The sequence below is a fragment of the Comamonas terrae genome (assembly GCF_001544075.1).
GTDB classification, from domain to species: Bacteria; Pseudomonadota; Gammaproteobacteria; order Burkholderiales; family Burkholderiaceae_C; genus Comamonas; species Comamonas terrae.
On record NZ_BCNT01000006.1, the window covers coordinates 226,226 to 250,212 of the forward strand.

Sequence of the window (23,987 nt, forward strand, 5' to 3'; positions counted from 1 at the left end):
GGCCCGCCATGAAGCAAGTCATAGACATAGGCCTGCCGCCCCTGCGGCAGCCGTTCTCCTGGGCCGTCAAGGCCAGCGGCAGCATGCTGTTCACGGCCCACGGCCCGGTGCGCGAGGACGGCAGCATCCACACCGGCCCCGTCGAGGAGCAGGCGCGCCTGACCTTTGCCAACCTGCGCCGGGCCGTCGAGGCCGCGGGCGGCACGCTGGCCGACGTGACCCAGGTGCTGATCTACATGACCGAGGTGGCCGACATGCCGGCCATTGACGCCGTCTACCGGGAGTTCTTCGAGGCCCCCTACCCCAACCGCTCCAGCATGGGCGTGGCCGGCCTCGTGGTGCCCGGCATGAAAATCGAGATCGTGGCCTACGCCATGCTGCCCTGATCCTGCGCGACCCGGCCCGCCGCGCAATTGCGTTCAATACAGGACAGGCGCGCGGCGCGAGACTGCAGCCCTTTGCAGTTCCGCGTCCGCGCGACCTCTCATGTCCTCTTCCCTGCTTGCCATGGGCATCTTCACCCTGGTCGGCGCCATCACGCCCGGCCCCGTCAACGTGCTGGCCCTGCGCCATGGCGCGGCCCGCTCCCGTCGGGCCTGCGCCTTCTATGTACTGGGCGCCAGCGCCAGCTATGCCGCCGTGGTCTGGGCCATGGGCCAGAGCGCCCAATGGCTGATGCAGGCGCTTCCCCGGCTGTCCACCGCCGCCGAATGGCTGTGCGCGGCCTATCTGCTGTGGCTGGCCTGGCGGCTGGCGCGGGCGCCTGCCGAAGCGGCAGAAACGGCATCCGGCGATGTATCCCCCGGGGAAAGCCGGCAACATCGGGAAAGCCCGGCATCCCGCACGCTGCGGCTGCTGCTGCAGGGCGCGGCCGTGCAGACGCTCAATCCCAAGGCCTGGCTGGTGGCGCTGGCCGGCGTCGGCCTGTTCGTGCTGCCGCAGGCCGATGCGGCCCTGGCGCTGCTGCAGTTCTGCGCCATGTCGCTGCTGGCCTGCCTGGTGGGGGTCGGCAGCTGGGCGCTGCTGGGCCAGGCCCTGTCGAGCCAGCTGACCACGCCGCGCCGCCAGCGGCTGTTCCACCGCCTGCTGGCCCTGCTGCTGGTGGCCAGCGTGGCCGCCATGCTGGCATGATGACCGCTTCTTGCCGCCCTCGTCCCATGACAGTCTCAGCCTCGCCACACCGCTTTCACCGCCACCCGGCCGCGCCCTGGGCCGAGCTGCGCGACAGCGCAGCTTCGCCGCATTGCTTTCGGCTGCACATGCATGCCGAGTATTCGATCGGCATCGTGGACGCGGGGCGTACCGTGTTCCACCATGCCCAGGGTCCCCAGCCCGTGACGGCTGGCGGCGTGGTGCTGATCGAGCCGGGCGCCTGGCATGCCTGCAACCCCGAACCCGGCGCACCCTGGGCCTACCGCATGCTGTTCGTCGACGCCGACTGGCTGCATGCCCGGCTGGGCGTGGCCGCGCTGCGCTTTGCACGGCGCACGCCGGACGATGCGCAGACCGCCCGGCTGGTGGACGGCCTGTGCCGCCCCGTCGACGGCCCCGCCGCCGCGCAGCGGCTGGCCCAGGGCCTGGATCAGCTGATGGCCCGCTGCGCCCAGCCTTCCGCCACACCTTTGCACTGCACCGGCCCGGAGCTGCAGTCCGCCTTGCACCGGCTGCATGCGGAGCCCGGCGCAGGCCTGACCGTGCAGTCCCTGGCCCAGGAGTGCGGCATGAGCGCCACGCGCTTCATCCGCCGCTTCAAGGCCGCCACGGGCATGACGCCCGGCAGCTATCGCCTGAACCTGCGCATCAACGGCGCACGTCGCCTGCTGGCCGCGGGCGCAGCGCTGGCCGAGGCCGCCCACGCCATGGGCTTTGCCGACCAGGCCCATCTGCAGCGCGCCTTCAAGGCCCACCATGCGCTCACGCCGGGCTGCTATGCAAGAGGCGACCGCCCTTAGGCCGTCCTTAGGCCGCCTTATCTTGGCGGCGGCAACTGAACGGCCGAGCCGGTTGCATGGAGCCGAAAGCGCCGATACTTACGCCTTTCGCTTTCACACCGATCTGCAGCGCACCATGGCCGCCTTTCAAGACATACAGCAACGAGAAACCGGCCTGCGCCAGCAGCTCAACTCCGCCCAGATGGCGATGATCGCCATCGGCGGCGCCATCGGCACGGGGCTGTTCATGGGCAGCGCCTTCGCCATCGGCGTGGCCGGCCCCAGCGTGCTCATCAGCTACGCCATCGGCGCGCTGATCGGCCTGCTGCTGATGGGCTGCCTGGCCGAGATGACCGTGGCCCATCCCACCTCGGGCTCGTTCGGCGCGTATGCCGAGCACTACCTCGGCCCGCTGGCCGGCTTCCTGGTGCGCTACGCCTACTGGGCCGCCGTGGTGCTGGCCGTGGGCATGGAGGTCACGGCCGTGGGCCTCTATATGCGCTACTGGTTCCCCGATGTGCCGCAGTGGGTCTGGGTGCTGCTGTTCTCGCTGGCCCTGGCGGCCGTCAATGCCACCAGCGTCAAGGCCTTCGGCCAGGTCGAGTATGTGTTCTCCATGGTCAAGGTGGTGGCCATCGTGGCCTTCATCCTGATCGGCGCCTATGTGCTGTCCGGCGCACGCACCGAGGGTATTGGCTTTGCCAACTACACGGTGGGCGGCGGCTTCTTTCCCAACGGCTGGTGGGGCACCTGGGTGGGCGTGATCGTGGCCATCTTCAGCTACCTGAGCCTGGAGGCCATCGCCATCGCTGCCGGCGAGGCCGAGCACCCGCAGCGAGCCGTGACCTCGGCCTTTCGCTCCACCGTGCTGCGCCTGGTGCTGTTCTACCTGCTGTCGCTGGCCATCATGCTGGCCATCGTGCCCTGGAACCAGGCGGGCACCGACAAGAGCCCGTTCGTCAAGGTGATGGAGATCCTGCGCATTCCCGGGGCGGCCGGCGTGCTCAACTTCGTGGTGCTGGTGGCTTCGCTGTCGGCCATGAACAGCCAGCTCTACGTCACCTCGCGCATGATGTTCAGCCTCTCGCGCGGCGGCTATGCGCCGTCCGGCCTGGGCCGCCTGAGCAAGAGCGGCGTGCCGCTGGGCGCGATCGCCGTGTCCTGCCTGGGCATGGCCGTGGCCATGGTCTTCAATGTGCTCAAACCCGAGCAGTCGCTGGAGCTGATGATGTCGATCGCCATGTTCGGCGCCATGTTCGCCTGGTTCATGGTCTTCGTCACCCATTTGTTTTTCCGCCCGCGCTGGCAGCGCGAACATCCGGGCGAGCGGCTGCAGTTCCGCATGTGGGGCTTTCCGGTCTTCACGCTGCTGGGCGCCGTGCTGATGCTGGGCGTCATCGTGACCACCTACTTCACCCGGGAATTCCACACCACCGTGCTGGTCGGCGTGCCGTTCCTGGTGCTGCTGATGCTGATCTATGCTTTCTGGTACCGGAGGAAATAAGGCCATGCCACGCCAGATCTGGGACATCTCCCCCGCCATCCATCCCCAGGCCCCGGTGTTCCCGGGCGACACGCCGTACTCGCAGCAGTGGTGCGCCACCATAGGCCCGGGCTGCCCGGTGAACGTGAGCGCGATCACGCTATCGCCCCATGTGGGCGCGCATGCCGACGCGCCGCTGCACTATGACGCGGGCGGCGCCAGCATAGGCCATGTCGATCTCGACGCCTTCCTCGGCCCCTGCCGCGTCATCCATGCCATGGGCTGCGGCCCGCTGATCGAGTGGCGCCATATAGAACACGCCATCACCGCCGACCTGCCCGCGCGCGTGCTGGTGCGCACCTACGAGAAAGCCCCCACCAGCTGGGACCCGGATCTTGCCGCCTACGCGCCCGAGACGGTGGCCCGGCTCGCCGACCGGGGCGTGCAGCTGATCGGCATCGACACGGCCAGCATCGACCCGGCCACGAGCAAGACCTTGGACAGCCACATGGTGATCCGCGCGCGCGGCCTGCGCGTGCTGGAGAACCTGGTGCTCGACGAAGTGGCCGAGGGGGAATACGAGCTGATCGCGCTGCCGCTCAAGCTCACCGAGGCCGATGCGTCCCCGGTCCGGGCCGTCTTGAGAAGCATCCCCTGAGGTGCCACGCACCTTCCCCCTCGCTTCGCGGGAGGGGACGATGCCTTCGCCTGGGCGGCCCCGCTGCGAGACGGCTCTTGCTCGGCATCCCTGGCTTGCACCATGCTTTGTCCAAGCACAATTGCCTCGGCAAACATTGTAGAAATCAAGAGTAAACCGGCTGTAGTGCTTGTCCATCAAGCGCTGGCAGCTATCAAAAAGGAATTTCGATGACCACTTTGCAAGATTGCCAGGCCCTGGATGCACAGGATGCGCTGCGCCCGCTGCGCGAACGCTTTGCGCTTCCCCAGGGCGTGATCTACCTGGACGGCAATTCGCTGGGCGCCCAGCCCAGGGCCGCGGCGGCCCGCGTGGCCGAGGTCGTGCAGCAGGAATGGGGCCAGGGCCTGATCACCTCCTGGAACAAGGCCGGCTGGATCACCCTGCCCGAGCGCCTGGGCGACCAGTTCGCGCCCTGGATAGGCGCGGGCGCGGGCGAAGTGGTGTTCACCGACACCACCTCCATCAACCTCTACAAGGTGCTCACGGCCGCGGCGCGCATCGCCCGCGAAGACGCCCCGGCGCGCACAAAACTCATCAGCGAGCGCAGCAACTTCCCCACCGACCTCTACATCGCCCAGTCCGTCTGCCAGGAATACGGCCTGGAGCTGGTGCTGCTGGAGCCCGAAGAGATCGCCGGCGCACTGCAGGACGACGTGGCCATCTCCATGCTCACCCATGTGAACTACCGCACGGGCGCCATGCACGATATGGCCGCCGTCACGGCCGCCGCCCACGCCAGGGGCATTCTGTGCGTCTGGGACCTGTGCCACAGCGCGGGCGCCGTGCCCGTGGACCTCAAGGGCGCCGACGCCGACTTCGCCGTGGGCTGCAGCTACAAGTACCTCAACGGCGGCCCCGGCGCGCCGGCCTTCGTCTGGGCGCATCCGCGGCTGATCAACCGTTTCTGGCAGCCGCTGTCGGGCTGGTTCGGCCACGCCGAGCCCTTCAAGTTCGTGCCCGACTACCACCCGGCCCAGGGCATACAGCGCTATCTGTGCGGCACCCAGCCCATGGTCAGCATGAGCGTGCTGCAGTGCGGCCTGGACATCTATACCGAAGCCGAGCGGTTCGGCGGCATGGCGGCGCTGCGCGCCAAGTCGCTGGCCCTGACCGACCTGTTCATCCGCCTCGTGGAAGAGCGCTGCCAGGGCCACGGACTGGGCCTGGCCACGCCGCGCGAGCATGCGGCGCGCGGCTCCCAGGTCTGCCTCACCCGCGAGGAAGGCCTGGGCGTGGAAGGCAAGGACAGCGGTGCCTACGCCATCGTGCAGGCGCTGATCGCCCGCGGCGTGATCGGCGACTTCCGCAAGGGCGACGGCACGGGACGCCACAAGGACATCCTGCGCTTCGGCTTCACGCCGCTGTACGTGGGCTTCGAGGACGTGTGGCACGCCGTCGAGCACCTGCGCCAGGTATTGGAGTCGGGCGAATGGCAGCAGCCCGGGTTCAACACCCTCAACGCGGTGACTTAACCCCCTGAGCCGCTCATGCGGCTTCCCCCAGGGGACGACGCCCTCAGCTAGGCGCCCCCCGCCGCGAGGCGGCTCTTGCTCGGCGTCTCTGACCTGTGCGCGCCAGTTCCACCGGTCGGAGCGCATGAGCACCCACTACGTCAATACGCCGTATCGGCCAGCGAGGCCCACAGGTGCGCCGCGACCAGTGCGCGCCAGGGCTTGAACTGCTCCAGCCAGCCGCTGGCCGTGCGCGCATCGGGCTGGGCTCTGCCCGTGAGCAAGCCCATGGCGCGGCGCACGGCCACGTCGCCGTGCAGGCTGCCGTCGGGCCAGCCGTAGCCGCGCAGCAAGGTGTAGTTCACCGTCCACGGCCCTATGCCCTTGAGGGCCAGCAGCTGCGCGGTGGCCGCATCCACCTCCTCCTGGCGCCAGGCGCCTGCGGCGCTGCGGGCCGCCCAGTCGTCGAGCGGCAATTGCCCTTCGGCAACGGCCCGGGCCACGGCCAGCAGGGTCTGGGCCTTGGCCTGCGAAAAGCCCGCGCCGCGCAGCGTCTCCATGTCCAGCGCCGCCACGCGCTGCGCATCGGGGTATGCGCGCAGCGCCGGAAGGTCTCCCCTCCACCGCAGCGGCTCGCCTGCGAGGGCGATCAGCTTGCGCCGCAGCGAGACCGCCACGGCCACCGTGATCTGCTGGCCGGTGATGGCCCAGGTCAGCGCCTCGAACGGCGTGGGCGCTCCGGGCACATGCAGGCCGGCCTGGCGCTGCAGCAAGGGCCCCAGCTCCGGGTGGCCGCCATGGGCGCGCTCCAGCTCGCCGGGCGGATAGGCCAGACCCAGCATGCGCTGCACCATGGCCTGCAGTGCGGCCCTGTCGGCCTTGGCCTGCCCGGCGCCTGGCGCATGCAGACCCGCCCGCACCCGTCCTGGCTGCCACTGCAGCTGCAGCAAGGCAGGCCGGTGCTTCCAGATGATGGCTTTGTGCAGGCTGCAGGCCAGGGCATCGACGCGCTCTGCCACCTGCTGCTCGTCGCGGTTGTGGAAATGCACGAACTCGTCGAAACGGTAGGGTTCGGGCAGGGCAAGAGAGACTTCAAGCAGCATGCGGTTTTCTATCAAACTGGAAGCGCCTTGCGCAATCCATTCCTGGGTTTTCAATACATATCACTGCAAAACATGGGAGCAGAAAGCGCCAGCTGCTCCCTTTTCAGGAGTTCCTGGCCTTGGCCTGCTGGGCTTCGCGCAGCAGCAGCGCACGCTTGCGCTCCACGCCCCAGCGATAGCCCGAGAGGCTGCCGTCGTTGCGCACCACGCGGTGGCAGGGCACGGCCACGGCAATCGGGTTGGCCGCCACCGCATTGGCGACGGCGCGCGCGGCCTGCGGCATGCCCAGGCGCTGCGCGAGTTCGGAATAGCTGATGGTCTGCCCTGCGGGAATGGCCTGCAGCGCCTGCCAGACCCGCTGCTGGAAGGCCGTGCCCTGGATGTCCAGCGGCAGCTCCAGGCCCACGCGGGGCTGCTCGACGAGGGCCACCACCTGGGCCACGGTCTGCTCGTAGCGCGCATCTCCGCCGACCAGCTCGGCGGCCGCGAAGCGCCGCTGCAGGTCGTGCACCAGCGCCTGGGCATCGTCGCCCAGCAGCACGCTGCACACCCCCCGCGCGGTGCTGGCCACCAGCAGGCTGCCCAGCGAGCATTCGGCCACGGCAAAGCGTATGGTCTGGTTGGCGCCCTTGCGCCGGAAGGCCCCGGGCGCCATGCCCAGCATGGCGGGCGCATCCTTGTAGAAGCTGCTGCTGGCCTCGTAGCCGCTCAGATAGGCCGCATCGGTGACCGAGCTGCTGCGGGCCGGCGCCAGCGCCGCGCGCAGGTTCTGGCCGCGCCGGGCCTTGGCGTAGGCCTTGGGCGTGAGCCCCGTGCTGCGCTTGAAGGCGCGGTGCAGCTGCCACGGGCTCAGGCCCGTGCGCCGGGCAAGCTCCTGCAGCGCGGGCGGCGGATCTTCGGCCTCCAGCCAGCGGCAGCAGCACGTGATCTGCTGCTGCAGGCCGTCTGCGTCGACGGTGCTGAGCGGGTCGGCAAGGCGTTGGGCGGTAGCGGGCATGGCGTCGGCTTTCTTCGGATGCAGGGCTGGTTCATTCATGAAACATCGGACTTCACTGTACGCAGGATGCACGGGGCCCGCATCCACGTTCTTGCAGCGCCCGGCCCCGGATTTGCAGGAATGCTGCCGTGCTTTCGGTTACGCTGCGCACCAGCCACAAAACAACGCACGAGACCATGACCCCAGAATCCACCGGCTGCCCCATGCATGGCGGCGAAGCCATTGTCCGCTCCGAAAACGCCCAGCTCGATTTCAGCAAGGACATGAGCTATGGCGACTACCTGCACCTGGACCAGATCCTCAGCGCCCAGCACCCGCTGTCGCCCGCGCATGACGAGATGCTGTTCATCATCCAGCACCAGACCAGCGAGCTGTGGATGAAGCTCATGCTGCACGAGGTGCGCGCGGCCACGGCCGCCATCGCCAATGCCTCGGGCGAGACCAAGCCCGATGCCTTCAAGATGCTGGCGCGCGTCTCGCGCATCATGGAGCAGCTGGTCAGCGCCTGGACCGTGCTGTCGACCATGACGCCGCCCGAATACTCGGCCATGCGCCCCTACCTGGCCAACTCCAGCGGCTTCCAGAGCTACCAGTACCGCTGCATCGAATTCGCGCTGGGCAACAAGAACGCTGCCATGCTCAAGCCCCACGCGCACCGCAGCGACCTGCTGGCCCAGGTGCAGGCCGCCTACGAGTCGCCCTCGCTGTACGACGTGGCGCTGCAGCTGCTGGCACGCGAAGGCATTGCAGTGCCGGCCGACCGCCTGCAGCGCGACTGGACCCAGCCCTATGAAGCCAGCGAAGGCGTGAAGCAGGCCTGGATCACCGTCTACCGCGACCCGCACAAGCACTGGGACCTGTACCAGCTCGGCGAGAAGCTGGCCGACATCGAGGACGCCTTCCGCCTCTGGCGCTTCCGCCACCTGACCACCGTGGAGCGTGTGATCGGCTTCAAGCGCGGCACCGGCGGCACGGGCGGCGTGAGCTATCTCAAGAAGATGCTGGACGTGGTGCTGTTCCCGGAGATCTGGAGCCTGCGCACGGAGCTTTGAAGCCTTCCGAGCCGCTGCGCGGCTTCCCGAAGGGAGAAGAGCACACCTACGGCTGGGCGCCTGCGCCGCCGGTTTCGAAGGCTGCCTGCTTCAGAAAGCAGCCCCCGCCGGGCCGGACCGCGCTCCTGCGTGACAGACGGGAAAGGCACAATCCGCTAGAACGATTTCCTGCCTTTCCCTGCTTTCCCCATGCTGCAGGCACCCACTTGCCGGCACCCTCTCCATGTCCAGCCCCGAAGCCATCTCCCCGCAAGCCGCCCCGCCTTCTTCCCGCGTTCTTTGGGCCATGCTGCTGTGCCTGCTCTCTGCCTTTGCGCTGAGCCAGGCCTTTCGCACCGTCACCTCCATCATGGCCGACGGGCTGCGCAACGACTTCGGGCTTTCGTCGCAGTCCCTGGGCTCGTTTGCCGGACTGTTCGGCCTGTCGTTCGGCGTCACCCAGCTGCTCATGGGCGTGGGCATGGACATCTACGGCCTGCGCCGGACGGTGCTCACGGCGTTTCCCATGGCGATCGCGGGCGCCACGCTGTCCGCGCTGGCCACGAGCTATCCCTGGCTGATGCTGGGCCAGCTGCTGATCGGCGTGGGCTGCTCGCCGGCCTTTCTGGCCTGCACCATCTTCATCTCGCGCCATTTCCCGCTCAACCGCTTTGCCTTCATGTCCGGCGTGGGCATGGGCTTTGGCGGCCTGGGCCTGCTGTTCACCGGCACGCCGCTGGCCTGGCTGGTGCAGCACCAGGGCTGGCGCTTCGGCTTCGGCGTGCTGGCCGTGCTGTGCGCACTGTCGTGGCTGCTGATCTTTTTCCGCGTGCACGAGCCGCCGCTGGCCAGCGACGCCCAGCCCAAGCCCGGATTTGTCGAGGCCCTCAAGGGCTTCGGCAGCCTGCTGCTGCTGCCCCATACCTGGGGCATCGTGCTGATCGGCATGGTCGGCTACGCCTCCTTCCTCACGGTGCGCGGCCTCTGGCTCAGTCCCATGCTCATGGACCGCTACCAGTTCTCGCTGGTCACCACGGGCAACGTGGCGCTGGCCCTGTCGGTCATCTCGCTGTTTGCGCCCTCGGCCTTCGGCCGCCTCGACCCCGGGCCCGGCCTGCGCCGCCGGCGCATCATCGTGTTTGCCCTGAGCATGGCGGCCATCTTCGTGCTCATGGCCTTTGTCCACCACCCCGTGGTCAATGTGGCGCTGATCTTTGCCATGGGCGTTTTCTCGGGCTACTCGTCGCTGCTGTATGCCGACGTGCGCTCCTCCTACCCGCGCGAGACCACAGGCCGCGCCCTGTCGGTCTACACCATGGCCATGTTCCTGGGCGCGGCACTGATGCAATGGCTGTCCGGCGTGGTGGCCGGCATGGCCGAACGCCAGGGCTGGGAAATCTACCGCTTGGTCATGCTCATGGTGACCGGCATGCTGGTCGTGGGCTGCCTGGCCTACCGCTGGCTGCCCATGTCACCGCTGCTGCGCGGCACGGCCGGGCAGTGCAGGAAATAGGCCTCCAACGCTTGCCCATCAAGCGCAGGCAGCTCATTTTTTTATCCAGGAAAGGCTAGGCGCCCCCTTCCTTGGCATCCGCCACGCGCCATAGCTGCAGCAGGCCGAACAGCAGCTCGAACGCCGTAAAGCCCAGCACGATGGCGCTTGCACCATGGAGCACCGCATACACCTGCCAGAGGGCAAACAGCCAGCGCGCGAGCGCATCGAGCCGGCCCAGCAGCAGCGTGGGCTGGATGATGCGGGCCAGCGCCCACGCCACCACGACCGAACCCACCAGATTGGCCAGCAGCACATGCAGGGTGTCGGCGGCAGGCACGCTGCCGGGCAGATCCAGCATGGCGTGCACCCCGGCCAGCAGGCCCAGCAGCCAGGCAAAAGTCCATGGCAGTGCGAAAGGCCAGGTCACAAGCAGGTCGTACCAGGCGCTGGCGCGCACGAGGCGCCGATATTGGTTCGTGGAAAAGGCGGGAACAGACATGGATTCATGCAGGGAGTGAAAGAAGCCAGGAGCTTCACCTTCAAGCAGGCTCAAAGGTCAAGCATTTTTTGCTCCGCCAATGGGACGCCACCCCGATCCGCAAACTGGCCCATGAACCGAGTAGCCCTGCATTTGTGTGGACCGCAGCGCTTGCCGCGTGCGGGGCACCTGTCCGGCGGCAGCCGCGACCATCCGGCAAAGCATGTGCGCTGTTCCGCGCCCTGCCCTTCGCCCGACAGGCGGGCGCATCCTGGCCAAAACGGCGACCCCATGCCCGCCCACCATGGCCCCCGGGGCCGGCAACCAGGCCGCAGGAGGGGACGAGGACAGCGACTAGTTATTGCCGCGATACAGCCAGGGTACATCCATGAGCCGGCTGCCCAGCATGCGCAGCGACAGGTCCCGCCCCCAGCGCACCAGGCCGGTCGCATGGAAGATGCGGCCGTTGCGCAGCGAGCGCTCCTGCACGCGCGCATTGCGCTGCCAGCGGTTGAGCGCATAGCGGCGCAGGCGCAGGCTCACATCCAGATCGTGCATGGACAGCGCGCCTTGCAGCTCGGCCGCGTCCTCGATAGCCATGCCCGCGCCCTGGGCCAGATACGGGCGCATGGGATGGGCCGCATCGCCCAGCAGGGCCACCAGGCCCTGCGCCATCTGGCGCGGCGACGCCAACGGCACGCGGTCGGCCACCGGCCACAGCCGCCATTCGCCGCCGGCATCGGGCACATGCTGAACCAGATCCTGCAGATAGGAGCAGGTGCCTTTCAGGTGCACGAGCAGATCGGGCAGATTGGCCGAATGGTCCCACTGGTCCAGATCCTCGGGTGCCGGCCCCTGGACAATCACCACCAGGTTCTGCAGCTCTCCCCGCCGCACCGGGTACTGGATGGCATGCAGATGCGGCCCCAACCAGGCCGTGACGTCGCCGGTGCGCAGGCGCTTGGGCAACTGGGCCTGGTGCACCATGGCGCGGTAGGCCAGATGCCCGGTGATGCGCGGCGGCCCGTCGTCCAGCATCTGGGCGCGGACCTTGCTGCGCACGCCGTCGGCGCCGATGAGCGCATCGCCCTCGATGAGCTTGTTGCCGCTGGTGCGTATCGTGACCACGCCATCGCTTTCCGCATAGCTGCTCACGAACTGGTTCAGGTTGAGATGGACGGAAGGCTGCTCCTGCAATGCCTCCAGCAGCAATGCATGCAGATCGGCCCGGTGGATGGTGGCATAGGCCGCGCCATAGCGGTGCACGCTGTCCATTCCCAGGGGCAGGTGGCCCAGCTCCCGGCCCGTGATGGCGCTGCAGGCACGCAGCGCCCCCGGCGAGGCGATCACCCGCTGCAGCGGCCGCTGCAGACCCCAGGCCTGCAGGCAGCGCACCACATTCGGCCCCAGCTGAATGCCCGCGCCGACTTCGGAAAACTGCCCTGCGCGCTCGAACAGGCGCACATCCCAGTCCGCACGCGCTGCCGCAATCGCCGCAGCCAGCCCGCCAATGCCGCCTCCTGCTATCAACACCTGCTTGTTCATGGCTTCATATTGTGCCGTCTCGGCAACGGGCCAAGCCCGTGCCAAGCGGGCCAAACCCGATGCAGATCATCTGTTTGCGCCGTCTTTGCGCTGCTTCAGGAAAGAAAAAAACCCGCCGGGGCGGGTTCTTTCAACATGCGCGGGGCAGCCAGTCAGATGGCGAACTTCTCGCGGTCCTGATCTGCAATCCACTTCGGGGGCTTGCCGCGGCCGGTCCAGGTCTGGCCGGTCGCAGGATCACGATACTTCGGTGCCACCTTGGAGCCTGCATTGGAGGAACGCGAACGCGCGGGAGGAAACACATCCTCCGCGGTCAGGCCGTATTCGGCGACCAGGCTACGAACCTTGGCCACAGCATCCGCAAGTTCGCGCGCACGCGCTTCCTTGATTTGCTGCTCCAGATCTTCACGTTGCTTCAGTAGTTCCTTGTAGGTGCTCATGGTTGCGCTTTGCTGTTGATTTAAGACCCGTTAATTATAAGTACAGTTATTAGTCTGGCCATTATCCCAGCATACGCAGTAACCACATTTTCAACGCATTAGCACAGCCGCCAGTCATATTCCAGCCCATATACCGGACAGGTGCGGCATGGGATTTTGCCAAGCTCCCGACTTTCACCGCATCGCCTCTCCAGCCATTTTGCGAAGCGGGCCGCTCTAATGCGCCGGCGGCCGCAGCGCCCCTTCTTGAAGCGCAGGAGAACCCCAGGCCAGAACAAGGCCAGCCAGGTTCGGCCAGGGGCGGCCGGCCCTGTCAACATCTCCTGTCCAAGCGGAAAAACCGGCAGCAAGCGCGCACTTTTGGCCCCCATGCCTTGCCCCGAAGGACAACACCACGGCGTCTGCGCCAAGCGGCCCGATGCTTTGTGGCGCCCAACGCCCTCATTTCCCGGCATTCATGCCCGCGCAAAATCCAAAGCGTGAAAAATCGTCAAACCGGCACCCTATACCTGCAGATTGACAGCCATTTGCATCAAACAAGCAGGAACTCTGTCGCTGAAACGAGAATTCCATGGAAGTCGGCATTCTCCATACTGAATGCCATGCTGTTGAAAATCGGCGGGCCTGTTTCAACATCCACCGACTCTCCATTAATCATTAACATGAACAATATCCAGAGGTTGAACCCGTAATGGAGAAAGGTTTCCGTATCCCGGCCCGCCCGAAGGAGACGCAGGCTCTCCAGGGTCGTATCGCCGCAAGGCTGGCCGACCTCAAGATCCCGGGAGGGCAGGCGGGATGGCAGGAAGATGACCTCCGGCGCGTCGCGATGCCGCGCGTCGCTGCGGCATCACCCGGAAACGGCGGAAAATCCCCCTTCATCCATCCGAAGGAAAAGCATGGCAATTTACTGTATCGGGGACATTCAAGGCTGCTACGACGCTTTCGAGCAGTTGCTGCACACCGTGGATTTCTCCGCAAGCAGGGACACGCTGTATGTGCTTGGCGATCTGGTCAACCGCGGCCCCAAGTCGGCACAGGTGCTGCGCGCCTGCATGGCTGCAGGCGACTCCATGCGCGTATTGCTGGGCAACCACGACCTGCATCTGCTGGCCGCCGCCCACGGCCTGCGGCGCCAAAGCAAGCGCGACACCCTGTCTCAGGTACTCGATGCACCCGACAAGGACGGGCTGCTCGACTGGCTGCGCCAGCAGCCGCTGGCACGCCTGCATGTCAGCGCCAGGGGCGAGCCGCTGCTCATGGTCCATGCGGGCGTGCTGCCGCAATGGACGCTGCAGGACAGCCTGGACCTTTCCGCCGAAGTGCAAGCCGTCTTGCAAGGCTCGGAGCTGGCAGCTTTCCTGCACTCCATGTACGGCAATCAACCCGATCGCTGGGACCCGGCACTGACGGGCAACGACCGGCTGCGCTGCATTGTCAATGCCTTTACGCGCCTGCGCTTTTGCAGCAGCGAAGGAACCATGGACTTCGACAGTGCCGAATCGGCCGAGCATGCCCCCGAAGGCCTGATGCCCTGGTTCGAAGTGCCCGGCCGCGCAACGGCCCAGGTCACCATGGCCTTTGGCCACTGGTCCACGCTGGGCCACATCAGCCGCCCGCACCTGATGGCGCTGGATACGGGCTGCGTCTGGGGTGGCTGCCTGAGCATGGTGCGCCTCGGCGATGCGCTGGCCGAGCGCGAACTCATACAAGTCCATTGCCCCCAGGCCCAGGCTCCGGGCAAATCCGGCTGACCAACCAGCAAAAACGCCTGCGCAAGGTAGGCGTTTCCAGCTTCTTTCCGCGACGCCTCAGGAGGAGGCCACGGGCGCCTTGAACAAGGCGGCGATCTTGCGCTTGGGGCGGATGCTGGGGCTCACGCTCTTGACCGCTGCTGCACGCTGGCTTTCCCAGGATGCAGGCTCTGCCGCCGACGAGGGCTCGTACGGCTTGTCGAAGAACGGGTCGGCATTGTTCGCACGCTGCGCCATGCGCGATGGGCGATGGCCATAGGCTGCGGCACTGTAGCCATCGCGTTCGCGGCGGCGCTCGCCCTCGCCATGGCCGGGGCGGCTCGTGCGCGGCGGACGGAAATCCTCCATCGGGCAGCGCTCCACCTCGATCTTCTTCTTGGTGAGCTTCTCGATGTCGGCCACGTTGCGGCTGTCATGGCTGGTGACCAGCGTGACGGCCAAGCCCGAGGCGCCGGCACGGCCGGTGCGGCCGATGCGGTGCACATAGTCTTCGGCGTTGAAGGGCACATCGTAGTTGAACACCGCAGGCACGTCCTTGATGTCCAGGCCACGCGCCGCCACGTCGGTGCACACCAGCAGGTCGACTTCGCCGGCCTTGAACGCTTCGAGCGCCTTCAGGCGCTCGTCCTGGCTCTTGTCGCCATGCAGGGCCGCCGCGCGCAGGCCGTCGCGCTCCAGCGCCCGCGTGAGCCGCGAGCAGCCCAGCTTGCTGTTGGAGAAGATGAAGGCCTGTCGGATGTCGCGCTGCTTGAGGATGGAGCGGATCGCATAGCGCTTGTCGTCGTCGCTGACGCTGTAGAAACGCTGCTCCACCGTGGACGCCGTTTCGTTGGGACGCGCCACCTCGATGGTGACGGGGTCCTGCAGATAGCTGTTGGCCAGGCGCTTGATCTCGGGCGAAAACGTGGCGCTGAACAGCAAGGTGGTGCGCTGCTTGGGGAGATAGGAAAGAATGCGCTGCAGGTCGGGCAGGAAACCGATGTCCAGCATGCGGTCGGCTTCGTCCAGCACCACATATTCGACCTGGTTGAGCACCGCGTTCTTGGCCTCGATGTGGTCGAGCAGGCGCCCCGGCGTGGCCACCAGCACTTCCACGCCTTTCTTCAGTTCGGCCGTCTGGGGCTTCATGTCCATGCCGCCGAACACCACCGTGCTGCGCAGCTTGGTGTGCTTGGCGTACAGCGCGATCTGCTGGGCCACCTGATCGGCCAGCTCGCGCGTGGGCAGCAGCACCAGGGCGCGCACGGGATGGCGCGCCGGGGAGGCCGAAGCGTTTTCATGGCGCATCAGGCGCTGCAGCAATGGCAGGGAAAAGGCCGCGGTCTTGCCTGTACCTGTCTGGGCCGCGCCCATGACATCCTTGCCCGTCAACACGACCGGGATGGCTTGCGCCTGGATGGGAGTCATGGACTCATAGCCCATGTCGGCTACAGCGCGTGCCAGGGGCTCAGCCAGGTGAAGATTGGAAAAAGAGCTTGTCATTGAGGGCGTAATTGTCGCACTGTGTGCGTTTTTGCGCCAAACCGGCGCAATGGCTGCCTGAAACCAAGGGCTACAGGATGAAAGCAAGAGGGAAATTCCCCGGCGCGGGCCGATGGAATTTCGCCGCTGCCACCACGCTGCCTGTCAGGCAAGACAGGCGTGTGACAACCTCACACGCCCGCGCTTCACGGCACGGCCTTACAGCGATGGCGCGGAGAAGGTGTCGCAGGCCTTCACGCTGCCGGTCTTGTAGCCCTGGGTGAACCAGCGCACGCGCTGGGCGCTGCTGCCGTGCGTGAAGCTGTCGGGCCGCACCACGCCCGTGGACTCGCGCTGCAGCTTGTCGTCACCGATCTGCTGGGCTGCGTTGACCGCGGATTCGATATCGCCCTGATCCAGCCAGTTCTTGGCCTGCTGCGATTTGTTCGCCCAGATGCCGGCAAAGCAGTCGGCCTGCAGTTCCAGCCGCACGGACAGGGCATTCTGTTCGCGTTCGCTGATACGCCCGCGCATACCGTCGACCTTGCCCGAGATGCCCAGCAGATTCTGCACATGGTGTCCGACTTCGTGGGCCACCACATAGGCGCGGGCGAACACGCCCGGCGCGCCCAGCTGGCGGCTCATGGTGTTGAAGAAGTCCATGTCCAGATAGACCTTCTGGTCCCCGGGGCAGTAGAACGGACCCATGGCCGCCTGGCCCGTGCCGCAGGCAGTCGGCGTGACGCCCGTATAGAGCACCAGCTTGGGATTGCGGTATTGCGAGCCGCCCTGGCTGAAGATCTGGCTCCACACATCCTCGGTGGACGCCAGTACGGTGGAGACGAACTTGGCGCCCTGGTCGTCGCCCGGCGGCCGGTGCGCAGGCGCCTGCTGCACCTGGGGCGCGCCGCCGCCCGAGAGCACGCCGATCGTGGTCAGCGGGTTGATGCCGAACACGCCCCAGCCGATCAGCGCCAGCACCACCGTGCCGATGCCGATGCCGCGGCCGCCGATAGGAAAGCCGCCGCCTCCGCCCTCTCCCCGGCGGTCCTCCACATTGTCCGACTCCCGGTTTCCTTCCCATCTCATGGCGAGCACTCCTTTGCTGTCCCGACCAGCCCGGCAGTTGCCAGGTCCGTGTTGTTCCATTGCCGAGCACGGCCGACACCGTGCTCTCCATCCTGCGATAACGCTTTACTTCACCGGCCCGCTGACGGACTGGCCCGCACCATGGGCCGGCATCAGACCGATGGTGGCCGGCCCGGCCCCCGGATGGTTGCGCGCCACCTGCTCCTGCACCACGTCGAACATGCGCATGAGCAGATAGGCCACCACCAGCAGCCCCAGCACCGCCAGCGCCAGCGTGAGCCAGCCCCGGCCCGGCGGCTGGCGCTGCGCCTGGCCCTGCACGCGGCTGGGCTGCCTGACGGCGCGGGTGCTCTCGCTGTCATGCCATGCGGGCTCGGAAGACGAGGCGCTGGCCGGCGCCTGGGTCCAGGTGGGTTCGCTGCGTTGCCCGGTACGGGAAGAAGAACCAAACATGAAAAGCAAAATCTGTTGGATGCGACAGGCGCTATTGTCGCTCGCCGGACAGGCTCGCCCAACGGCCCTGTTGCCGCCACGCCATGTCAGCCGGTTGCGCCAGTCGCCTCCCGGGCCGCGCCATTGGTTGCCGGCGGCCTGCTGTGTACAGTTGCGGGCATGACCCATGTTCCAAGCCCCATGCCCGACGCGCTGGACGCCCGGGCCACCGCCGCCGTGCTGCCCTGGAATGCCCTGGCCGACGAGATTGCCGCCTTGCTGCTGTCGCTGCGCGACTCGGACGCCATCCACGTGCCGGCACGCATCGTCATGCCGCTGGCCCGGGACGGCGCCCTGTTCTGCATGCCGGCCACCGACGGGCAGCTGGCCATGACCAAGCTCATCAGCTTCACGCCGGCCAATGCGCAGACCGCACGCCCCACGATTCAGGGCGACATCGTGGTGTTCGATGTCGCCACGGGCGAACGCCGGCTCATCCTGGACGGCCCCACGGTCACGGCGCGGCGCACGGCCGCCGTCTCTCTGCTGGCGGCCAGGCGGCTGGCGCCCAATCCCCACGGGCCGCTGCTCATCGTGGGTGCCGGCGTGCAGGGCAGCGCCCACCTGCAGGCCTTTGCCAGCGGCTTGGGCACCCGCGAAGTCTGGATCGCCTCGCGCAGCGAGAAAAGCGCGCAGCAGCTGGTGGAGCAGGCCCGGCAACTGGGCCTGCAGGCCCATGTGGCCACCGACCTGGCTGCGGCCACACGCCACTGCCCGCTCATCGTGACCTGCACGCCTGCGCAGGCCGTGGTGCTGCACGACGCACCGCGCGACGATGCCTTTGTCTGCGCGGTCGGCGCCTTCACCCCGGCCATGGTGGAGCTGGCACCCGCGCTGTGCCGTGACATGCAGGACCGGGGCCGCATCGTCGTGGATACCCAGGATGCCCAGCATGAAGCAGGCGACCTGCTGCAGGCCGGCATCGCCGTCCAGGGGCTGCCCACGCTGGAAACGGTCCTGGCCCAGGACTGGCCGCGCCCCCGGACGCCGGTACTGTTCAAGTCCTGCGGCTGGGGCGGCTGGGATCTGGCCGCCACGCGGCTGGCGCTGCGCATGGCGCGCCGGCAAGCCGCAGCCAGCCCATAGCCAGCATCCGGCATGCTATCTTCCAGGGAGCAATTACCCCGCATCCTTCCATGACGAGAGCGAGGTTCCATTGAATTCCCCCACCGAAACCTCTCAGACAGAGCCTTTCGCAGCGCAGCCCGCCTCGCGCTGGCAGCGCCTGGGCCTGCGCGCCCAGCTGTCTCTCGTGTTCGGCTCGTTGATGGTTGTGCTGGCCGTTTGCATGTCGGTGGGCTTCGCGGAGCTGCTGCGCTGGCGCATGCAGCGCGACGCCGCGGCCTCGCTGCATACCGTCGCGTCCAACGCCTCCCGGCTGCTGGCCGACGGCCTGTTCGACCGCACACGCACCGTCCAGGTGCTTGCCGGCTCCAGGGAACTGTGGGAACAAGGCCTTTCCGCGCCCGGCGTCAGCGCCCTGCTGACCCGCCTGCAATCGACCCTGCCTTTCAGCACCTGGATCGGCGTCAGCGACATCCAGGGCGTGGTGCGCAGTGCCACCAAAGGCCAGCTTGCAGGAGAGCAGGTACAGAGCCGATCGTGGTTCCGGCACGGGCTTGCGGGCCTGCACGTCAGCGACGTGCACGAGGCGCCGCATCTGGCCCGGCTGCTGCCGCCTGCCGCCAACGGCGAGCCTCACCGCTTCATCGATTTCTCGGCCCCCATCAATCCGCAGGGCCGCATCATCGGCGTGCTGGGCGTCTACAGCAGCTGGGGGTGGGTACGCGAGACCATTGAAAGCCTGCTGCCCGGCAATGCACAGGAACGCCGGATCTCGCTGTTCATCTTCGACCGCAACGGCCGGCTCATCTACGGCCCCAACGGACAGATGCAGCCCTTTGCCCGCCTGGGGCAGGAGCTGCCGCTCAAGCTGCATGCGGCCGAAGCCGACATTGCGGCCCTGCAGGCCCAGGCCGAGATTGCACGCTGGAAGGACAGCGACGAGCGCTTCCTGACGGCCGCCGTGACACTGCAGCCGCGCAATGCGGCATCCGACCTGGGCTGGCGCATCGTGGCCCGCCAGCCGCTGGCCACAGCCTATGCGCCCGCGCGCCAGGCCATGGTCAAAATCGTGGCCGCAGGCCTGGCCGCCGCTTTCCTGGCCGCAGGCATTGCCTGGCTGGCGGCCCGGCGGCTGAGCCAGGACCTGAAGCAACTCGCGCGCGCCGCCTATGCGCGGGACAGGAACGGCCAGCCGGCCGAAATTCCGGTGCTGCACAGCAGCCGCGAAGTGCGCCATCTGTCGCTGACGCTGCGCGGCACCATCGCCAAGCTGCGCGCGGCCAACGAGGCCATGGAGGCCCAGGTGGCCGAGCGCACGCTGCAGCTGCAGCAGGCCAATGCCGAGCTGCAGCGGCTGGCCCATAGCGATCCGCTCACCGGCCTGCTCAACCGGCGCGGCTTCGAATCGCAGCTGCAGTTCGCCCTGGCGCTGGCGCGGCGCAGCCAGCGGCCGATGTGCCTGCTGAGCGTGGACATCGACCATTTCAAGTCCATCAACGACCGTTACGGGCATGACATGGGCGATGCGGTGCTGCGCCATGTCGCCCGGCTGCTGGGCGCGCGCCTGCGCCAATCCGATGTACTGGCCCGCATGGGCGGAGAGGAGTTCATGGCGCTGCTGCCCGACACCTCGGCCGAAGCGGCCATGGAGCTGGCCCGGCAGCTGTGCGCCATGGTGGCCGAAAAACCCATGCAGCATGGCGCCACCGTCACCATCAGCATCGGCGCCAGCGCCCTGCACAGCACGGACAGCGACGACGGCAGCGCCATGCGGCGGCGCAGCGACGAGGCCTTGTATGCAGCCAAGGCCGCCGGCCGCAACACCGTGCGCTGGCAGGACTGAGCGGCCATGAAAAAAGCCCGCAACCAAAGGCCGCGGGCTTCAGCGGGCGGGCAAGCCGCGGTCAGGTCTTGGGCAAGGTCACGCCATGCTGGCCCTGGTACTTGCCGTTGCGGTCCTTGTAGCTGGTCTCGCATTGTTCGTCGCCCTGGAAGAACAGCACCTGGGCGCAGCCCTCGCCCGCGTAGATCTTGGCAGGCAGCGGCGTGGTGTTGGAGAACTCCAGCGTCACATAGCCTTCCCACTCGGGCTCGAACGGCGTGACGTTGACGATGATGCCGCAGCGCGCGTAGGTGCTCTTGCCCAGGCAGACGGTCAGAACGTCGCGCGGAATGCGGAAATACTCGACCGTGCGGGCCAGCGCGAAGCTGTTGGGCGGGATGATGCAGTAGTCGCCCTCGAAGTCCACAAAGCTCTTCTCGTCGAAGTTCTTGGGGTCCACCACCGTGCTGTGGATGTTGGTGAACACCTTGAACTCGCGTGCGCAGCGGATATCGTAGCCGTAGCTCGAGGTGCCGTAGCTGATGATCTTCTTGCCGTCGAGCTGGCGCACCTGGCCAGGCTCGAAGGGATCGATCATGCCGTGCTGCTCCGCCATCCGGCGGATCCATTTGTCGCTCTTGATGCTCATTGGGAATCCTGTATCGCTTGATTTTTCATAGCGTCGTGCGCTCATGAATCAAGCGCAAGACTCCTATTTTGCTTGAGAAACAATGGTTTGCTCAATCAGGCGGTCATCTCCGAGGATGATCATGGCGAACAGCAGTTCGTCCAGATTGCGGGCTTCTCCGGTCTTGCGCGCCAGCAGCGGCGTGCAGCCCGGATTGATGACGACAAAGTCGGCCTCGCAGCCCGGCTGCAGATTGCCTATCACGCCTTGCAGGCCCAGGGCGCGCGCGGCGCCTGCCGTGTGCTGCCACCAGAGGTGGCCGGGCGCCAGGCTCAGGCCCTGCTTGGCCAGGCTTTCGCGGCCCACCACGTAGGCGGCCTGCATGGTACGGAACGGCGAGAAGCTCATGCCGCCGCCCACGTCGCTGGCCAGGCCGTAGAGCATGCCGGCCTCGTCGGCCTTGATGTAGTCGAAGTAGCCGCTGGCCAGGAACTGGTTGCTGGTCGGGCTGATGGCCGCCGCCGAGCGCGTGTCATGCATGAGCTTGCGGTCGGTTTCATCGAGCCAGATGCTGTGGGCGTAAACAGCGCGCTCGCGCATCAGGCCAAAGTCGTCGTAGACGGCCAGATAGCTGCGTGACTCGGGAAACAGCTGCTTGACCCAGGCGACTTCGTCCAGGTTCTCGGCCACATGGGACTGGATCCATACGTCGCCATACCTGGCGGCCAGCTCGCCGGCGCCGCGCAGCTGGGCGTCGGTGCTGGTGGGCGCAAAGCGCGGCGTGATGGCATAGCCCAGCCGGTCCACGCCATGCCAGCGCTGGATCAGGGTCTCGGTGTCGATCAGGCCCTGCTCGGTATCGTCGCGCACGCCGTCGGGGCTGTTGCGGTCCTGCAGCACCTTGCCGGCAATCATGCGCATGCCGCGCTGGCGGGCGGCCGTCATGATGGCGTCCACCGAGGTCGGGTGCGAGGTGGCAAAGGCCAGCGCCGTGGTCACGCCGTTGCGCAGCAGCTCGTCCATGAAGAAGTCCGCCACGCCGTCCGCATAGGCGCGGTCCGCAAAGCGCGATTCATGCGGGAAGGTGTAGTTCTCCAGCCAGGGCAGCAGGCCGGACGCGGGCGCGCCGATCACATCGGTCTGCGGATAGTGGATATGCAGGTCCACGAAGCCGGGGGCCAGCAGGCGGCCCGGCAGGTCGATGCGCTGCACGCCCTCGCGGTCGATGTACTGGGGCGCCAGCGCCTGCCAGCTGCCCGCGGCCACCACGCGCTGCACGCCTTGCGCATCGGGCGCCACGGCCAGCAGGCCATCGGAGTCATACACGGCTTGGCCGTCATCGGCAAAGCGCAACAGGGCACTACGGTAGATTTTCATGGGGACAAGCTTACGCGCGGGTGCCGTCGCACGGCGCACGGCGACCCTTATAAGGGCTATATGGTTTGGCGCAATTGTGGCGTGGCGCCTGTCCGCCTGCGGCGCCGACAGACGCATTTTCAATCAAAAAGCATAGCTTGTTGCGCTTGGCGTCTCTTGATTGCAGAACCATTGCATATCAGAAACAGCAGCTATCAGGCGCTGCACGCTATTGTTTACGAAGCATTGCGCAGCCACCCGAGCGGCCCTGCCCCGCACCGACGACATGGATGGCCGGCGCTGCACCCGAGGTTGCACCTTGCCGCCGCATTGCCCGGATATATTTTTTCGTTATTTGATTCCAGAAAAAATATTTGCTCGCAAGTTCCATGCGAATATCCGTTTATTTCTTCGATGGTTTGCATATCCGGCCAAACCTCAATATCAGAAATAATTATGCCCGCGCATAAATAAAAAGTATTTCTATAAATGGAGAAGCAACTCCATACTCCGCATTCCCCTCCAGACGGAAACAGCATGCGGACCAGTCCCCATATTCGAACCAGCTCGACATACAGAAAATATCGCCTGTTTCTGGCAATGCTTCTGTTTTCATTTTCGGCCATGGCCCAGAACAGCCAGACCCGGATATATGGAATCATGGATATGTATGTCGGCTATGGAAAATCCGGCTCGAAATCCATCACAAAACTCAATGAAGGTGGCAATGCCGGTTCACGCATCGGCTTTCAGGGTGTGGAGGATCTGGGCGGCGGGCTCAAGGCTCGCTTCGATCTGGAAGCAGGGATAGGCGCTGATGCCGGGTCCGGCGAGGCGCCCGACGGCTCCCTGGCTTTCCTTCGACAGTCCAGCATAGGTCTTACCGGCCGCTGGGGCCTGGTGGACTTCGGGCGCATGTACACGCCGATGTTCATCGGCATCGTCCAGGCCGATCCCTATGTGCTCAATGCAACTTTTTCGCCGCTGAACCTGCGCTCCATCGTAGACAGCCAGCAGGGCGTGCGCGCCTTTGCCTCGCGCGGCAGCAACATGATCCGCTACATGACACCGCCGGAGCAGAACTTCTTCGCCATCCTCGCCTATTCCTTCGGCGAACAGGGCAGCAGCAGCCGGCGGCTCAATGACCTCTATGGCGGCAGCCTGGGCTGGAAAGACAGGAGTTTCTATCTGGCCTACTCCTTCCAGAATGTGCGGACCGCGAGCACGGACCAGACCCTTGCAACGCCCATCACTTCGCGATACCAGGCGCTGAGCGCATATTACCGGATCAGGCCGGAGCTCATGCTTTCGGCCAACATCGCCCAGTCCGGATCCAGCCACAGCGCCACCCGTGAATCCACGCTGAGAAGCGGTGGCATCTCCTGGCAGGCGACCGTCCAGTCCCGGCTGATGGCCGTAGTGGCGCACCGCAGGGTCGAGGCCAGTGCCCGCGGCCAGACCGTCTGGACCCTGGGGTACGACTATGCGCTGAGCAAGCGCACGGAACTGTACGGGCGCCTGTTGGGCGTCAACAACCGGGGCGGCGCGGCCGTGGCGCTGGGCGGCGTGCCCATCGAGGCCGCCGGCAGCAGCTCGGGGCGGTTCATCGCAGCAGGCATTCGCCACTCCTTCTGACCATTATTGCCGTCATTGAAAATCATGCCCA

24 protein-coding genes are annotated in these 23,987 nt (G+C 66.6%); 12 read left to right on the forward strand and 12 right to left on the reverse strand.

Annotated features, from left to right (window positions below; all coding sequences use genetic code 11):
• Nucleotides 1–8 precede the first annotated feature (8 nt).
• The 6 genes from Cte04_RS11340 (at nt 9) to kynU (ending at nt 5,586) form a co-directional block, all read left to right on the forward strand.
• The gene (locus Cte04_RS11340; protein ID WP_066476883.1) at nt 9–386 is read left to right on the forward strand and encodes a RidA family protein; all 378 of its coding nucleotides are present in this window, start codon (nt 9–11) and stop codon (nt 384–386) included.
• A gap of 100 nt (nt 387–486) precedes the next feature.
• Entirely contained in the window at nt 487–1,131 is a 645-nt protein-coding gene (locus tag Cte04_RS11345; protein WP_066476885.1) for a LysE family translocator, read from the forward strand.
• Nucleotides 1,132–1,157: 26 nt separating this feature from the next.
• Entirely contained in the window at nt 1,158–1,952 is a 795-nt protein-coding gene (locus tag Cte04_RS11350) for an AraC family transcriptional regulator (protein WP_066476888.1), read from the forward strand.
• Between the two features lie 115 nt (nt 1,953–2,067).
• Complete coding sequence (locus Cte04_RS11355) at nt 2,068–3,435, forward strand: amino acid permease (protein ID WP_066477158.1); 1,368 nt, start codon at nt 2,068–2,070, stop codon at nt 3,433–3,435.
• 4 nt (nt 3,436–3,439) lie between these two features.
• On the forward strand, nt 3,440–4,072 hold the full coding sequence (kynB, locus tag Cte04_RS11360) for an arylformamidase (protein ID WP_066476890.1): 633 nt from the start codon (nt 3,440–3,442) through the stop codon (nt 4,070–4,072).
• Between the two features lie 209 nt (nt 4,073–4,281).
• A complete protein-coding gene (kynU, locus tag Cte04_RS11365; protein WP_066476894.1) occupies nt 4,282–5,586 on the forward strand; it encodes a kynureninase in 1,305 nt (434 codons plus the stop codon).
• Between the two features lie 140 nt (nt 5,587–5,726).
• Here kynU and Cte04_RS11370 read toward each other — a convergent pair whose 3' ends face one another.
• Nucleotides 5,727–6,668, reverse strand: a complete 942-nt coding sequence (locus Cte04_RS11370; RefSeq protein WP_066477163.1) for a DNA-3-methyladenine glycosylase 2 — start codon at nt 6,666–6,668, stop codon at nt 5,727–5,729.
• Between the two features lie 103 nt (nt 6,669–6,771).
• Nucleotides 6,772–7,665, reverse strand: a complete 894-nt coding sequence (locus tag Cte04_RS11375; protein WP_083526625.1) for a methylated-DNA--[protein]-cysteine S-methyltransferase — start codon at nt 7,663–7,665, stop codon at nt 6,772–6,774.
• A 176-nt stretch (nt 7,666–7,841) separates the two neighbouring features.
• On the opposite strand from Cte04_RS11375, the gene kynA reads away from it, so the two are divergent.
• Nucleotides 7,842–8,717 carry a tryptophan 2,3-dioxygenase gene (gene kynA / locus Cte04_RS11380; RefSeq protein WP_066477171.1) on the forward strand — a complete coding sequence of 292 codons (876 nt, stop codon included), beginning with the start codon at nt 7,842–7,844 and terminating at the stop codon, nt 8,715–8,717.
• Between the two features lie 223 nt (nt 8,718–8,940).
• Nucleotides 8,941–10,209: an MFS transporter gene (locus tag Cte04_RS11385; protein WP_066476900.1), complete on the forward strand. Its 1,269-nt coding sequence runs from the start codon at nt 8,941–8,943 to the stop codon at nt 10,207–10,209.
• A 55-nt stretch (nt 10,210–10,264) separates the two neighbouring features.
• Here the strand turns inward: Cte04_RS11385 and Cte04_RS11390 are convergent, their stop codons facing one another.
• The 4 genes from Cte04_RS11390 to Cte04_RS22140 all read right to left on the reverse strand — a co-directional run bounded on the left by Cte04_RS11390 (nt 10,265) and on the right by Cte04_RS22140 (nt 13,318).
• Complete coding sequence (locus Cte04_RS11390; protein ID WP_066476903.1) at nt 10,265–10,690, reverse strand: hypothetical protein; 426 nt, start codon at nt 10,688–10,690, stop codon at nt 10,265–10,267.
• Nucleotides 10,691–11,023: 333 nt separating this feature from the next.
• A complete protein-coding gene (locus Cte04_RS11395; protein ID WP_066476906.1) occupies nt 11,024–12,214 on the reverse strand; it encodes an FAD-dependent monooxygenase in 1,191 nt (396 codons plus the stop codon).
• 152 nt (nt 12,215–12,366) lie between these two features.
• Nucleotides 12,367–12,654: an H-NS histone family protein gene (locus Cte04_RS11400; protein WP_066476915.1), complete on the reverse strand. Its 288-nt coding sequence runs from the start codon at nt 12,652–12,654 to the stop codon at nt 12,367–12,369.
• Nucleotides 12,655–13,186: 532 nt separating this feature from the next.
• Nucleotides 13,187–13,318, reverse strand: a complete 132-nt coding sequence (locus tag Cte04_RS22140; protein WP_281178772.1) for a hypothetical protein — start codon at nt 13,316–13,318, stop codon at nt 13,187–13,189.
• Nucleotides 13,319–13,553: 235 nt separating this feature from the next.
• On the opposite strand from Cte04_RS22140, the gene Cte04_RS11405 reads away from it, so the two are divergent.
• Nucleotides 13,554–14,408 carry a symmetrical bis(5'-nucleosyl)-tetraphosphatase gene (locus tag Cte04_RS11405; protein ID WP_066476917.1) on the forward strand — a complete coding sequence of 285 codons (855 nt, stop codon included), beginning with the start codon at nt 13,554–13,556 and terminating at the stop codon, nt 14,406–14,408.
• 57 nt (nt 14,409–14,465) lie between these two features.
• Here the strand turns inward: Cte04_RS11405 and Cte04_RS11410 are convergent, their stop codons facing one another.
• The 3 genes from Cte04_RS11410 to Cte04_RS11420 all read right to left on the reverse strand — a co-directional run bounded on the left by Cte04_RS11410 (nt 14,466) and on the right by Cte04_RS11420 (nt 17,411).
• Complete coding sequence (locus tag Cte04_RS11410; RefSeq protein WP_066476919.1) at nt 14,466–15,890, reverse strand: DEAD/DEAH box helicase; 1,425 nt, start codon at nt 15,888–15,890, stop codon at nt 14,466–14,468.
• Between the two features lie 198 nt (nt 15,891–16,088).
• On the reverse strand, nt 16,089–16,958 hold the full coding sequence (gene ypfJ, locus Cte04_RS11415; protein ID WP_066476921.1) for a KPN_02809 family neutral zinc metallopeptidase: 870 nt from the start codon (nt 16,956–16,958) through the stop codon (nt 16,089–16,091).
• Between the two features lie 105 nt (nt 16,959–17,063).
• Nucleotides 17,064–17,411, reverse strand: a complete 348-nt coding sequence (locus Cte04_RS11420) for a hypothetical protein (protein ID WP_066476924.1) — start codon at nt 17,409–17,411, stop codon at nt 17,064–17,066.
• Nucleotides 17,412–17,570: 159 nt separating this feature from the next.
• Here Cte04_RS11420 and Cte04_RS11425 point away from each other — a divergent pair, with 159 nt between their 5' ends.
• Entirely contained in the window at nt 17,571–18,536 is a 966-nt protein-coding gene (locus Cte04_RS11425) for a delta(1)-pyrroline-2-carboxylate reductase family protein (protein WP_066476928.1), read from the forward strand.
• Between the two features lie 70 nt (nt 18,537–18,606).
• Entirely contained in the window at nt 18,607–20,358 is a 1,752-nt protein-coding gene (locus Cte04_RS11430) for a sensor domain-containing diguanylate cyclase (protein WP_066476931.1), read from the forward strand.
• Between the two features lie 61 nt (nt 20,359–20,419).
• Here Cte04_RS11430 and dcd read toward each other — a convergent pair whose 3' ends face one another.
• The 3 genes from dcd to Cte04_RS11445 all read right to left on the reverse strand — a co-directional run bounded on the left by dcd (nt 20,420) and on the right by Cte04_RS11445 (nt 22,712).
• Nucleotides 20,420–20,986 carry a dCTP deaminase gene (gene dcd, locus Cte04_RS11435; protein WP_066476934.1) on the reverse strand — a complete coding sequence of 189 codons (567 nt, stop codon included), beginning with the start codon at nt 20,984–20,986 and terminating at the stop codon, nt 20,420–20,422.
• Nucleotides 20,987–21,049: 63 nt separating this feature from the next.
• Entirely contained in the window at nt 21,050–22,342 is a 1,293-nt protein-coding gene (guaD, locus tag Cte04_RS11440) for a guanine deaminase (RefSeq protein ID WP_066476938.1), read from the reverse strand.
• Nucleotides 22,343–22,550: 208 nt separating this feature from the next.
• Entirely contained in the window at nt 22,551–22,712 is a 162-nt protein-coding gene (locus Cte04_RS11445; protein WP_157081946.1) for a hypothetical protein, read from the reverse strand.
• A gap of 146 nt (nt 22,713–22,858) precedes the next feature.
• Between Cte04_RS11445 and Cte04_RS11450 the strand changes: the two genes are divergently transcribed.
• Nucleotides 22,859–23,956 (forward strand): porin, encoded by a 1,098-nt coding sequence (locus Cte04_RS11450; RefSeq protein WP_169798047.1) that lies wholly within the window; start codon nt 22,859–22,861, stop codon nt 23,954–23,956.
• Nucleotides 23,957–23,987 lie beyond the last annotated feature (31 nt).